This is a genomic window from Subtercola sp. YIM 133946, assembly GCF_036553535.1.
In the GTDB taxonomy this organism is placed as follows: Bacteria; Actinomycetota; Actinomycetes; order Actinomycetales; family Microbacteriaceae; genus Subtercola.
Genome location: NZ_JAZHPE010000023.1, coordinates 176,369 through 189,102, shown reverse-complemented (window position 1 = coordinate 189,102; position 12,734 = coordinate 176,369). Strand labels below are relative to the sequence as shown.

The 12,734-nt window shown below is 69.7% G+C and carries 10 protein-coding genes; 7 read left to right on the top strand and 3 right to left on the bottom strand.

The genetic code is table 11. The features are described from left to right. Positions 1 to 56: 56 nt before the first annotated feature. On the bottom strand, positions 57 to 2,486 hold the full coding sequence (locus V3W46_RS09180; protein ID WP_331782793.1) for an alpha/beta fold hydrolase: 2,430 nt from the start codon (positions 2,484 to 2,486) through the stop codon (positions 57 to 59). A gap of 66 nt (positions 2,487 to 2,552) precedes the next feature. Between V3W46_RS09180 and V3W46_RS09175 the strand changes: the two genes are divergently transcribed. Continuing rightward, positions 2,553 to 3,224, top strand: coding sequence for a TetR/AcrR family transcriptional regulator (locus V3W46_RS09175; protein WP_331782792.1), 672 nt, complete (start codon positions 2,553 to 2,555; stop codon positions 3,222 to 3,224). A gap of 10 nt (positions 3,225 to 3,234) precedes the next feature. Continuing rightward, positions 3,235 to 4,107, top strand: a complete 873-nt coding sequence (locus V3W46_RS09170) for a 3-hydroxyacyl-CoA dehydrogenase (RefSeq protein ID WP_331782791.1) — start codon at positions 3,235 to 3,237, stop codon at positions 4,105 to 4,107. Between the two features lie 12 nt (positions 4,108 to 4,119). Here V3W46_RS09170 and V3W46_RS09165 read toward each other — a convergent pair whose 3' ends face one another. Then, on the bottom strand, positions 4,120 to 5,292 hold the full coding sequence (locus V3W46_RS09165) for an acyl-CoA dehydrogenase family protein (protein ID WP_331782790.1): 1,173 nt from the start codon (positions 5,290 to 5,292) through the stop codon (positions 4,120 to 4,122). Positions 5,293 to 5,400: 108 nt separating this feature from the next. Between V3W46_RS09165 and V3W46_RS09160 the strand changes: the two genes are divergently transcribed. Beyond that, positions 5,401 to 6,852: a flavin-containing monooxygenase gene (locus tag V3W46_RS09160; RefSeq protein ID WP_331782789.1), complete on the top strand. Its 1,452-nt coding sequence runs from the start codon at positions 5,401 to 5,403 to the stop codon at positions 6,850 to 6,852. On the opposite strand, the gene V3W46_RS09155 is transcribed toward V3W46_RS09160, so the two are convergent. Beyond that, entirely contained in the window at positions 6,754 to 7,263 is a 510-nt protein-coding gene (locus tag V3W46_RS09155; protein WP_331782788.1) for a winged helix-turn-helix domain-containing protein, read from the bottom strand. The genes V3W46_RS09160 and V3W46_RS09155 overlap by 99 nt on opposite strands. A gap of 313 nt (positions 7,264 to 7,576) precedes the next feature. On the opposite strand from V3W46_RS09155, the gene V3W46_RS09150 reads away from it, so the two are divergent. The 4 genes from V3W46_RS09150 to V3W46_RS09135 are packed head-to-tail and all read left to right on the top strand — an operon-like array spanning position 7,577 to position 12,730. Then, positions 7,577 to 9,214 carry an ABC transporter substrate-binding protein gene (locus V3W46_RS09150; protein WP_331782787.1) on the top strand — a complete coding sequence of 546 codons (1,638 nt, stop codon included), beginning with the start codon at positions 7,577 to 7,579 and terminating at the stop codon, positions 9,212 to 9,214. Further along, positions 9,211 to 10,182: an ABC transporter permease gene (locus V3W46_RS09145; protein ID WP_331782786.1), complete on the top strand. Its 972-nt coding sequence runs from the start codon at positions 9,211 to 9,213 to the stop codon at positions 10,180 to 10,182. The genes V3W46_RS09150 and V3W46_RS09145 overlap by 4 nt, the downstream gene beginning before the upstream one ends. After that, a complete protein-coding gene (locus V3W46_RS09140; RefSeq protein WP_443069961.1) occupies positions 10,179 to 11,054 on the top strand; it encodes an ABC transporter permease in 876 nt (291 codons plus the stop codon). Before V3W46_RS09145 ends, V3W46_RS09140 begins: the two co-directional genes overlap by 4 nt. Continuing rightward, positions 11,054 to 12,730 carry an ABC transporter ATP-binding protein gene (locus V3W46_RS09135; protein ID WP_331782785.1) on the top strand — a complete coding sequence of 559 codons (1,677 nt, stop codon included), beginning with the start codon at positions 11,054 to 11,056 and terminating at the stop codon, positions 12,728 to 12,730. Before V3W46_RS09140 ends, V3W46_RS09135 begins: the two co-directional genes overlap by 1 nt. The last annotated feature ends 4 nt before the right edge of the window (positions 12,731 to 12,734 follow it).

Below are 12,734 nucleotides of genomic sequence, written 5' to 3'. Positions count from 1 at the left end.
GCAGAAGGTCGACCCGCCGTGTGTACGACGCGCCCGCCCCGCCGCGCCCGCCGCGCTCAGTCGCGCCCGACCACGGCACCCGTCTGGGAAGCGGTGGCGTCGACACCGTCCGCGGCCGCGGTCTCGGCGAGAAACCGCTCGAGCACCTCTGCGAACTCGTCGGGACGTTCGATCTGCGGCATGTGCCCGGTGTTCGCGAACACGTGGGTACGGGCATCCGGCAGCGCGTGGCGAGCCGCCGCGAGGTGGCTGAACGGCAGAATGTGGTCGTGGTCGCCCCACACCACCAGCGTCGGGATGCGCAGCCGCCGCAGCTTCGCCAGCAGCGCCCCGCGCCACTGCGGCCGCACCCCGCGGAACGTGCCGAGTTCGCGCGCCAGGTCGAGCGTGGTCGCGGCGTGCGTGCGGCGGCGCGAGAGCGCGAACGACTGCGCGATACGCTCATCGGTGGCGAGGGTTGCGTCGTAGAACAGCGCCCGCACCGTGCGAGCAGAGACGCCCATGTTCGGCCGCATCAGCACCGGCGCCAGCGGCCGAAGCGCCAGCAGCCGCAGCGCAATCGTCACCTCTCGGCCGAAGCCCGCGCTGTCGACGAGGGTCAGCGACGACACCCGCTCAGGATGCGCGACCGCGAACGTCATCGCCACGGCGCCGCCGAGCGAGTTGCCGACCACCGGCAGTGGCGCGGTGACTCCCATCGCGTCGAGAAAACCGGGCAGCACCCCTGCAAGGGTCTCGAGCGTCGCCACACCCGGCCTGCGGTCGGAGTATGCGAACCCCGGCAGGTCGAGGCTGTAGACGGTGTGTGTCGCCGAGAGCCTGTCGTGCTGTTCGGTGAAGTCGTCGAGGCTCTGCCCGATGCCGTGCAGCATGAGCACCGGGTCTCCCACGCCCGTGGCTCGGTACCGCAGGCGCGTGCCGTCGACGGTGACCATCGCCGTGCCCGGCAGAGCGAGCGCATCGGGCAGCGCGAGCGCATCCGGCAGAGCAACCGCATCCGGCAGCGCAAGCGCATCGGGCTGCGGCGGCACGCCGGCCCGGGCGAACCGCACGTCGTCGGTGAGCCGGCCCGCGCGCAGCAGCCTGAAATCGCGCAGGTAGTTCTGGTGCAGCCTCCACGGCGCCCGGGGCCCCTGGCGCGGCAGCAGATCGGCGCTTCGCGCGATGTAGCCCGCCTGCAGGTCGATCAGCGAGACGAGCGGGCCCGTCATGACCGAGGCGGGGGCGACCGGCACCACGGAGTCGTAGTGGTGCCGCTCGAGGTACCCGAGCAGCCGGCACACGTAGCGGGCGACGAGGTCGGCCTTCAGGGTCCACGACGCATTCGTGTAGCCGATGGTCAGCGAGAAGTTCGGCACCCCGGCCAGCATCATGCCCTTGTAGGTGAGGGTGTGCGAGACGTCGACCGGCCGGCCGTCGACGGTCAGGGTCATACCGCCCATGACCAGCAGGTTCAGCCCGGTGGCCATCACGATCACGTCGGCGTCGAGCGTGCGCCCCGAGACGAGCCGGATGCCCCTAGACGTGATCTCGTCGATGCGATCGGTGACGATCTCGGCCGTGCCTGCGCTGACCGCCCGGTACAGGTCGCCGTCGGGAATCGCGCAGAGCCGCTGGTCCCAGGGCTCGTAGGTCGGGGCGAGGTGCGTGTCGACCGCGAATTCCGCGGGCAGTTTCGCCACCGCCGACCGGCGCAGAATCGCCTTCATGGTCTCGGGCCGCCGGCGGGCGAGCTGGTAGGTGAGCATCGAGTAGCCGATGTTCTTCGCCCGCACGACCGCGTAGGCCAGCCGATCGGGCAGCACACCGCGCACCCGGTCGGCGAGGTGGTCGCGCGACGGCACGGCCGCGATGTAGGTCGGCGAGCGCTGCAGCATCGTGACGTGCGCTGCGGTCTGGGCCAGCGACGGCACGAGGGTGACCGCGGTGGCGCCGCTGCCCACGATGACCACTCGCCTGCCTGTGTGGTCGAGGTCGGCCGGCCAGTGCTGCGGATGCACGATCTGCCCCGCGAAGGCCTCAGCGCCCTCGATGACCGGCGTGTACCCCTCGTCGTAGCGGTAGTAGCCCGAGCACACCGAGAGGAACCGGCAGGTGAACGTCGCGGTCTCTCCCCCGGCACGCCGGGCCGTGACGGTCCAGCGGGCGGTCTCGCTCGACCACGCCGCGCTCTCGACCCGGTGGTTCAGTCGCAGATGCGGCTCGAGCCCCTCGTCGGCGACGGTGTCGGTGATGTAGTCGCGTATCGAGTCGCCGTCGGCGATGGCCTTGGCGTTCTGCCACGGCCGAAACGAGTAGCCCAACGTGTACATGTCGGAGTCGGAGCGCACACCGGGGTAGCGGAAGAGATCCCAGGTGCCGCCCACCGCCCCACGGGCCTCGAGAATGAGGAAGGTGTCGCCCGGGCGCTCGTGGCGCAGGTGGCTCGCCGCGCCGACTCCGCTCAGCCCGGCACCCACGATCAACACATCGACGTGCTCTGTCATAGCTTCACTATAGACACGGTGTCGACGGAATCAACACCGTGTCGACACAGTGGGTAGAGTGTGGTCATGGCTCACCGTGGGCGCAGAGCATCCCGCCTCTCCGGCGACGACCGGCAAGACGCGCTTCTCGCGACGGCCGAACGGCTGCTGGCCGAGCGCACGCTCGACGACATCTCGATCGAAGACCTCGCGACCGGCGCCGGCATCTCGCGCCCCAGTTTCTACTTCTACTTCGGCTCGAAAGACGAGGTGCTGCTGGCGCTGCTCGACCGGGTCATCGGCGAGGTGCAGGCCCGCGTCGCCGGGTTGCCGCGCAGCTTCGACACCGAACCGGCCGAGACCTGGCGCCGGTCGCTCGGCGTCTTCGTCGAGGTGTTCGCCGAACACCGCGCGGTGTCGGCGGCCGCCGTCACGGCACGCCTGCGCAACGCCGAGATCGACGCTCTCTGGTCGGCATCGATGCAGACCTGGGTCAGCTACGCGGCCGAGGCGATCGCCGCCGAACGCGCCAGGGGCGCGGCACCCGGCGGCGTCGACGCCCACGACCTCGCTGTGGCCCTGAACCTCATGAACGAGCGCACCCTCTCGGCCGCATTCAGCGGCGACTCGCCCGCCATCGACGTCGACCGAGTGCTCGACGTTCTCACGACGGTGTGGCTGCGCAGCATCTACGCCACCGACCATCCCGCCACCGACCATCCCCCAGCCGACCATCCCCCAACCGAACCCCACCGCTAGGAGTACCGCCATGCCAGCCATTCGCACCGTCACCGTTCTGGGAACAGGAGTTCTCGGTTCGCAGATCGCCTACCAGGCCGCGTTCCACGGGTACGCCGTGACGGCCTACGACGTCTCTGACGACGTGCTCGAGAAGGCACGGGCACGCTTCGCCGGCCTGGCCGAGACCTACAAGCACGACGATGTGGCCGGCGCCCGGGCAGGCAGAGCGGATGCCGCACTGGCCGGGCTCACCCTGACCGCCGACCTCGCCGCCGCCGTCGCCGACGCCGACCTCGTCATCGAGGCGGTGCCCGAGCTGCTCGACCTCAAGCGTGATGTCTACACGAAGCTCGCCGCCCTCGCTCCCGCCAAGACCATCTTCGCCACCAACTCCTCGACACTGCTGCCGAGCGACCTGAAGCAGTTCACCGGCCGACCCGACCGCTTTCTGGCGCTGCACTACGCGAACCAGGTCTGGCGGTACAACACCGCCGAGATCATGGGCACCGCAGACACCGACCCCGCGGTCTACGCCGAGGTGGTCGCGTTCGCCGAGGGCAGCGGAATGGTACCCATCGAGCTGAAGAAGGAGAAGGCCGGCTACGTGCTGAACTCACTGCTCGTGCCGCTGCTGAACGCCGCCTCGGGGCTGCTCGTCGACGGCATCGCCGACCCCGCTACCGTCGACACGACGTGGCGCATCGCCACCGGAGCACCGGCCGGGCCGTTCCAGATCTTCGATGTCGTCGGGCTCACCACCGCGTACAACATCGCCGCGGCCGGCCCCGACGCGAAGTCGCAGAAGTTCGCGGCCCTGCTCAAGGAGCGCTACATCGACAAGGGCAAGCTGGGCGTCGCGACGGGCGAGGGGTTCTACTCCTACCGGCCCGCGGCGGTCTGACCCGGCGGGCGGTCAGACGAAGGCGGCGACCCCCGTGATGGCCCGCCCCACGATGAGCGTGTTCATCTCGCGCGTGCCCTCGAACGAGTAGATGGCCTCGGCGTCGGCGAACGGCTTCGCCACACCGTAGTCGAGCACGATGCCGTTGCCTCCCATCGCCTCACGTGCCCACGCGACGGTCTCGCGCGCGCGGCTCGAGACGAAGGCCTTGGCGAGAGCGGAGTGTTCGTCGCGCTGGATGCCGGCGTCGAGCATCCGTGACACCTGCACGCACATCGCCAGGCTCGCCGTGATGTTCGCGAGGCACTTGACCAGCAGGTCTTGCACGAGCTGGTGGCCGCCGATGGGCGCACCGAACTGTCTGCGCTCGCGCGTGTAGGCCAGCGCCGCCTCGTACGCGCCGATCGCGTTGCCCACAGCGAGCCAGCCGACGCCGGCCCGCGTCAGGCGCAGCACGGTCGCGGTGTCGCTGAACGAACGGATGTTCGGCAGCCGCAGCTCGTCGGCGACCACCACCTCGTCGAGAACGATGTCGGCGTTCTGAATGAGCCTGAAACTGAGCTTGCCCTCGATCTTCGTGGCGCTGAACCCCGGTGTCGTCGTGGGCACGATGAATCCCTTCACCTGGCCGTCGGCGGTGTCGCGCGCCCACACGATGACGACGTCGGCGATGGTGCCGTTACCGATCCAGCGCTTCGCCCCGTTCAGCACCCAGGTGTCGCCCTGCCGGGTGGCCGAGGTCTGCAGGCCCCGCGCAGTGTCGGAGCCCGACAGCGGCTCGGTGAGGCCGAACGCCCCGATGACCTCGCCGCTCGCCATGCGCGGCAGCCACTCGGCGCGCTGTGCGGCTGACCCGCCCACGCCGATCGAGCCCATCGCGAGCCCGCTCTGCACCGCCGTGAAACCGCAGACGCTGGCGTCGACCCGGGCCATTTCGAGGGTGCACCAGCCCTGGTAGACCGCGCTCGAGGCGAACCGCCGCGTCTCCTCCCATTCCGGTCCGAACAGGCCGAGGGCGGCGATGCCCGGCACCAGCTGGTGCGGAAACTCGGCGCGGTTCCAGTAGTCGGTGGCGATCGGCCGCACCTCGGTCTCGAAGAACTGTCTGATCTCGGCGACCGATTCGGCCTCCCGGTCGGTCAGCTCTGCGTGGAAACCGTAGAAATCGCCCTCGAATGCCGTCACCCTCCAGATCTACACCAGTGCACGGCGGCGCGATAGTGCACTCAGGTCCCTTGTTTCGCGCGAGCGCGGGCTTCACACTGATCTGCACAGGGTGAAGGGAGGCAGCCGGTGAGACACGTTCGCGTCGCGATCATCGGCGCCGGATTCGCCGGTATCGGCATGGCCTGCCAGCTCGTACGGGCGGGCATCGACGACTTCTGCGTGCTCGAGCGTGCGGGCGAAGTCGGCGGCACCTGGCGAGACAACACCTACCCGGGCGCGGCCTGTGACATCCGCAGCGACCTGTACTCGTTCTCGTTCGCACCGAACCCCGACTGGGAGCACAGCTACGGCCGACAGCCCGAGATTCTCGACTATCTGCGCAGGGTCGCGGCCGTCTACGAGCTCGGCGACCGCGTGCAGTTGCACTGCGAGATGCTGCGCGCCGAGTGGGTCGATCGGCAGTCGCACTGGCGCATCCAGACGACGCGCGAGACGTTCACCGCCGACGTGCTGGTGTCGGGCGCCGGCCCGCTCATCGACCCCGTGTGGCCGGGCATCCCGGGCCTGCACACCTTCACCGGGCCCGCCTTCCATTCGGCGCACTGGAACCACGGTGTCGAGCTGGCCGGCCAGCGCATCGCCGTCATCGGCACCGGCGCCTCGGCCATCCAGTTCGTGCCCGAACTGCAGAAGGTCGCCGCCCAGGTGACCGTCTTCCAGCGGTCGGCACCCTGGATCATTCCGCGCAACGATCACCCCACGTCGACGCTCAGGCGGCGGGTGTTCCGCCGGGCGCCGATCGTGCAGGCGGCGTCGCGACGGCTCATCTTCGCCGAGGCAGAGACACGGTTCGCCGGCTTCCGCAGCCGCACGATCGGATCGGCGTTCCAGGCCTTCGCCACCCGCTACCTGCACTCGCAGGTGGCCGACCCCGGGCTTCGGGATGCCCTGACCCCCGACTTCCGCATCGGCTGCAAGCGCATCCTGATCTCCTCCGACTACTACAGCGCCCTGAGCCACCCCAACGTCGACCTCGTCACCGCGCCGATCGACCACGTCACGGGCGCGAACGTGGTGACCGCCGACGGGGTCGAGCGCCCGTTCGACATTCTCGTGGCCGCGACCGGCTTCAACGCCACCCACCCGCCGGTCGCCGACCTGATCGTGGGCCGGTACGGCGAGACGCTGCGGGCGACGTGGGAGCCGCACATGAGCGCCCTGCGCGGCACGACCGTCGCCGACTTTCCGAACCTCTTCCTGCTGGTCGGCCCGAACACGGTGCTCGGCCACAACAGCATCGTCTACATCATCGAGGCGCAGATCGACTACGTTCTGCAGGCGCTCGCCGGCATGGCCGAGCTCGGCGCCCGGTCAGTCGAGCCCACGCCGAACGCGCAGGAGAGGTACAACCGCAGCGTGCAGTCGACGCTGCGCAGGTCGGTGTGGTCGACCGGTGGATGCTCGAGCTACTACCTCGACTCAGGGGGGCGCAACACCACGATCTGGCCGCACCGGGCCTCGGCCTTCCGCCGTGCCGTGCACCGCTTCGATCCCGCCGAGTACGACATCGTGCGCTGAACCGAAGTCGCGCACCACGAGGTCGGGCGGCGGGCGCAGCGAGTAGCCCGAGCCGTAGTGGGCGTGCAGGGCGGTGGCGTAGGGGCCGAGTTTGATGCGCAGGCGGCCGACCACGGCATCCACCGTTCGTTCGCTCGCCCGGCCACGCTCGACGATCTCGCGGGCCAGGAGTGCCCGGCCGACCGGGCTGCCACCGGCCCTGGCCAGAGCGGCGATGAGGCGCAGTTCGGCCAGGCCGAGGGGCGTGATGTCTCCGTCGACCTCGACGCGGGCCCGGGTCAGGTCGATGATCGCGGGCGTCTGCATCTCGGCCAGATCGACGCCTGCGAGCAGCGCCTGGATGACCTGCATGCTCACGAAACCAGGGTCTCCGGCCGTGAGCGGGCCGGGGCGCGCATCGTCTTCGGTCATTCGCTCGTCGCCCTCCCTCCGTGGCCCTCGCGGTGTGGGTCTGATTGTGCCCTCGACCCGGCCGACCAGCCACGAATGTGACCCCAGGTTTCGCGCCGGCAGAGAAAGTGGCCGGTCAACGGCCGAATCGCGTGCCTTTGTTACCTCGTGTCTCGGTCTGTTACTTCACACATGCGAAGTTCTGTAACAGGCCGAGGCGCGGCTCGACGCCGTGGCTATGGTCGGTTTCGTCAGCCCGTTCTGGGCGCCGCCGGGGCCAGCACAGCCTCTGCCGGTCACAATCACCCGAACCACCGTTTCAGGAGTCGAAACCATGGCACGAAAGTCTCTGCCCATCGCCGCCGTCGCCGTCAGCGCTCTGCTGCTGCTGTCGGCGTGCGCGTCTGATCCGTCGGGCAGCGCCTCAGCCAGCGCCACCCCGAAGCCGGGCGGCACGCTCACCTACGCGACCGGTGACGACGAGCCGCCCTGCCTCGACCCGCAGAACCGTGGCAACGTTCCCCAGGCGCTCCTGGCGAGCCAGTACCTCGAAGAACTCTTCTACCAAGACGCCGACGGCAACATCGACCCGTGGCTCGCGAAGAGCTACACCGTCGCCCCCGACGGCCTGAGCGTCGACATCGTCGTGGCCGACAATGTCACGTTCTCCGACGGCACGCCGCTGGATGCCAACGCGGTCAAGGTCAACATCGAGCGGGTGCTCGACCCGGCCACCCAGTCGACCACCGGCCGGCTCGCGCTGGCGAAGGTCACCGGGGTCGACGTGATCGACCCGACCACCGCGCGCATCAACCTGTCGCAGCCCGACTCGGCGCTGCTCGAGTCGCTCTCGCAGGTGTGGCTGCCCATCGAGTCGCCCACCGCGCTGGCCCGGCCCCTGGCCGACAACTGCCTCAGCCCGGTGGGCACCGGGCCGTTCACGGTGCAGAGCTGGGTGAAGCAAGACTCGGTGACCCTCGTGAAGAACCCCGACTACACCACTCCCCCACCCGGTGCCGCGCACACGGGTGCCGCGTACCTCGACACGATCGTCTGGAAGTTCATTCCCGACGCCACGGCCCGGTTCGCCGCCCTGCAGAGCGGCCAGGTCGATGTGATCGACACGCTGCAGCCCGAGAATGCCGTTGCGGCGCAGAGCGACCCGTCGCTCGCGGTGCAGATCGCCTCGCGACCCGGCGACCCGGTGGCCATCGAACTGAACTCGGGGCGTGCCCCGTTCAACGACGAGAAGGTTCGCGAAGCGTTCATCGACTCGGCCGACGTCGACTCCGCCCTGCAGAGCGTGTACCTCGGCACCGTCGAGCGCGCAAAGTCGGTGCTGAGCTCGTCGACCCGGTACAGCGTCGACAACGCGAACTACTCGTACGACCCCGACAAGGCCAACCAACTGCTCGACGAAGCCGGCTGGACGACGAAGAACTCCGACGGCATCCGCACCAAAGACGGCACGCCGCTCACGGTCGTGATTCCGATCGCGGCGACCGTGCCGCTCGCCCAGGCGGTCTACGAGCAGATCCAGGCCACCGCGAAGACGGTCGGCTTCGACGTACAGCTGCAGCCGAAAGACACGGCCGCCTGGTGGACCCAGAACTACAACTGGGACTACGACGCCATCGGCATCTACTACACCAAGAACTCGGCCGACGTGCTGCGTATCACCTACGACTCGGCAGGCAACAACGCCGCGACCGTCGGCGCGTACCACTCGAACAACACGCACCTGGCCGACCCGACGTTCGACTCGCTGGTCGAGCAGGCGGCGGCCACGACCGACGACGTCACCCGCGCCGACCTGTACAAGCAGGCTCAGCAGATCATCGTCGACGGGTACTACACGCTGCCGATCTACGACCAGCAGACCCGCCTCGGCCTGCGGTCAGACGTCGAGGGCTTTCGGTTCCTGCCGTCGCTGAGCATGCCGACGTTCTACGACACCTGGCTGAACCGATGACAGCTGTCGTCGCACTGCCCAGCGCCAGGCGGCCGTTGACCGCCTGGCGCTGGGTGGCGACCCGTCTCGCCGGCGCGGTCTTCGTGCTCTGGGCGGTCGCCACGCTGACCTTCTTCTCCATCCGGCTGATTCCGGGCGACCCGGCCGAGGCCATCCTCGGCGGGCCCGGCTCCCGTGCGACGCCCGAGGCGCTGGCGCAGGTGCGCGAACAGTACGGCTTCAACCAGCCGCTGTTCGTGCAGTACCTGAACGAGATCGGGCGCCTCGCACGGGGCGACTTCGGCACGTCGTACGCGCTCAAGGCGCCCGTCACCACGGTCATCCTCGAGGGGGCGGGCAACACGCTCATCCTGGCCGCCGTCTCGCTGGCGGTCGCCTGGCTCATCGCCATCGGCCTGGCCGTCTGGGCGACGAGGGGCGGCCGTGTCTCGCGGGCCATCGCCACCGGGCTCGAGATCGTGTCGGCGGCGGTGCCGAACTTCTGGCTCGCCACCATCTTCATCCTGATCTTCAGCATCGGGCTGCACTGGCTGCCTCCCGTGAGCGCGCCCGGCATCCCCGGGCTCGTTCTGCCGGTGCTGACGCTGGCGATACCGCTGGCCGGCTTTCTGGGCCAGGTGATGCGCGAATCGCTGCTCAACGCACTCGACGCGCCGTTCACCCTGTCGGCGCGGGCCCGTGGCGAGAGCGAGACCGGGGTCACCCTGAAGCACGCCCTGCGCCACGCAGCGTTGCCGGGCATCAGCCTCTCGGGCTGGGCGTTCGGCTCGCTGATCAGCGGCGCGGTGGTCGTCGAGACCGTCTTCGCCCGCCCCGGGCTCGGCCGATCGCTGCTGAACGCCGTGCTCATCCGCGACATCCCCGTGGTGATCGGCGTCGTGATGGTGGTCGCGCTCGTCTACATCGTCGTCACCCTCCTCACCGATCTGGCCGACCGCATCGCCGACCCGAGATTGCGAAACCCATGACCCTCACCGCTGATCCAGCCACCGTCGAACAGAGCACCGCTGAACGCACCCACCGGGTGTCGCGGCGGCGGATGCGCCTTCGCCCTGCCGAGCTCGTCTCCGGCATCGTGCTGCTCTTTCTGCTCGTCGCGGCGGTGGCGCCGCAGCTGCTGACGTTCTACGACCCGCTGGCCATCCAGCCCTCCGACGCATTCCGCGCGCCGTCGCTCCTGCACTGGTTCGGCACCGACGAATCGGGCCGAGACGTCTACACCCGGGTGATCTACGGGGCACGCTCCTCGCTGCTCATCGGGGTGTTCGCCACGATCATCGGGCTGGGGCTGGCGCTCATCCTGGGCGCGATCGCGGGGCTCGGCAGTCGGCCGGTCGACTTCGCGGTCAACCGGCTGCTCGAAGTGCTCTTCGCGTTTCCCGGCCTGCTGCTCGCGCTGCTCTTCATCACGATCTTCGGGGTCGGCGTGGTCACGTCGACCATCGCCGTCGGGCTCGCCACCGCGCCCGGCTACGCCCGCATCATCCGCACCCAGATCATCTCCACGCGACGGTCGGGCTACGTCGAAGCCGCCACGATCCTCGGCCGCTCGCGACGCGCCGTGTTCGGCCGCAACATTCTGCCGAACGTGGCCTGGCCGCTGCTCGCCCTCGCCACCCTCGGAATCGGCCAGGCCATCGTCTGGGCGTCGGCCCTCAGCTTTCTGGGGCTCGGCGCCGTGCCGCCCGCCGCCGAATGGGGCGCGATGCTCTCGGCCGGGCGCACCTACATGACCAACGCGTGGTGGCTGACCTTCTTTCCGGGAATCTTCGTGGTGCTGAGTGCAGCCGCCGCGACGGTACTCGGCCACAGCATCCAACGCAGAAACCGTGAGCTCTGATGACGAACCCCGCCAGCACCCCCCTCCTCGACGTGCAGAACCTGTCGGTCGGCTTCCGCACCGGCGGCCAGACCACCGAGGTCGTGCACGACGTCTCGTTCACGCTCGAGGCCGGTCAGTGCCTCGCGCTCGTCGGCGAATCGGGATCGGGCAAGAGCGTCACCGCCCGCAGCATCATCGGCCTCGCCGGCGAACGCGCCGTGACCAGCGCCGACCGGCTCGCCGTCAACGGCTCGAACGTTCTCGACCTGTCACCGTCGAGGCTGCGGCGCCTGCGCGGCGCCGACGTGGGCTTCGTGCTGCAAGACGCTCTGGTCTCGCTCGACCCGCTTCGGCCGGTCGGCCGCGAGATAGCGGATGCCCTGCGGCTGCACTCGAACTCCACCGCGGCACAGCGGCGCGCCCGCGTGCTCGAGCTGCTCGACGAGGTCGGCGTTCCGCAGCCCGAGCACCGGGCGAGGCAGCGCTCGGGCGAGCTCTCGGGCGGACTGCGCCAGCGCGCCCTCATCGCGTCTGCCATCGCGCTTAACCCGCCGCTGCTCATCGCCGACGAACCGACCACGGCCCTCGACGCGACGGTGCAGGAGCAGATTCTGAAGCTGCTCGAACGCCTCAAGAACGACGGCACCGCCGTGCTGCTGATCAGCCACGATCTCGCCGTGGTGAACCGCATCGCCGACCGCATCGCGGTGATGAACGACGGCCGGATCGTCGAAGAGGGCCCGGCCGAGCGGATTCTGCACGCACCGGCCCACGAGTACACGAAGCAGCTGATCCGCGCGGTGCCGACCGGCCGGCCCCGGGGCACGACCCTGTCGGCCACGCCCATCCGGTTGTCAGAGCGCCAGCTGCGGGCCGTCGTGGGCGCTGAGACGGATGCCCGGCCGCCGTTCGCCGGCGGTGTGGTGCTCGAGGCCTCGAACCTCGTCAAGCACTACAGGAATCCCGACGGCAGCAGGCGGCTCGTGGTCGACGACGTGTCGTTCGCACTCGAGCACGGCACCACGCTCGGGCTGGTCGGCGAGTCGGGTTCGGGCAAGACGACCACCGCGCGCCTGGCGCTCGGTGTGGTGGCACCCGAGGCCGGCAGCATCCGGCTTCTCGGCGAACCGTGGAGCGAGCTCGCCGAGAAGCAGCGCCGCCCCAACCGCCGCCGTATCGGCGCGATCTACCAAGACCCACTGGGCTCGTTCGACCCCCGCTGGACGGTGCGCGAGCTGCTCACCGACGCGCTCACCTTCGGGCAGGCCTGGCGGGGTGGCTCGCAGTCTGCCGGCGTCGCCGAGCTGCTCGACGCCGTCGGGCTGCCCTCGCATGTGGCCGACCGCCGGCCGCTGCACCTCTCGGGCGGCCAGCGCCAGCGGGTGGCCATCGCCCGCGCGCTCGCCCCCGACCCCGAGGTGATCGTCTGCGACGAACCCGTCTCGGCGCTCGATGTGTCGGTTCAGGCGCAGGTGCTCGACATGCTCGACGAGCTGCAGCGCGTGCTGCAGCTGAGCTACCTCTTCATCTCGCACGACCTCGGTGTGGTGCAGCACGTCAGCGACACCGTCGCCGTGATGAGCGAGGGCCGCATCGTCGAGACCGGCACGAGCGAGCAGATCTTCACCGACCCGCAGCACGACTACACCCGCCGGCTGCTCGACGCGGCTCCGCGCCTCTCGCCGGTTGAGTAGCGGC

Excerpts from the sequence above, each read along its gene's own strand:
- V3W46_RS09180 (WP_331782793.1), bottom strand. The coding sequence starts at position 2,486 with ATGACAGAGCACGTCGATGTGTTGATCGTGGGTGCCGGGCTGAGCGGA.
- V3W46_RS09175 (WP_331782792.1), top strand. The coding sequence starts at position 2,553 with ATGGCTCACCGTGGGCGCAGAGCATCCCGCCTCTCCGGCGACGACCGG.
- V3W46_RS09170 (WP_331782791.1), top strand. The coding sequence starts at position 3,235 with ATGCCAGCCATTCGCACCGTCACCGTTCTGGGAACAGGAGTTCTCGGT.
- V3W46_RS09155 (WP_331782788.1), bottom strand. The coding sequence starts at position 7,263 with ATGACCGAAGACGATGCGCGCCCCGGCCCGCTCACGGCCGGAGACCCT.
- V3W46_RS09150 (WP_331782787.1), top strand. The coding sequence starts at position 7,577 with ATGGCACGAAAGTCTCTGCCCATCGCCGCCGTCGCCGTCAGCGCTCTG.
- V3W46_RS09145 (WP_331782786.1), top strand. The coding sequence starts at position 9,211 with ATGACAGCTGTCGTCGCACTGCCCAGCGCCAGGCGGCCGTTGACCGCC.
- V3W46_RS09140 (WP_443069961.1), top strand. The coding sequence starts at position 10,179 with ATGACCCTCACCGCTGATCCAGCCACCGTCGAACAGAGCACCGCTGAA.
- V3W46_RS09135 (WP_331782785.1), top strand. The coding sequence starts at position 11,054 with ATGACGAACCCCGCCAGCACCCCCCTCCTCGACGTGCAGAACCTGTCG.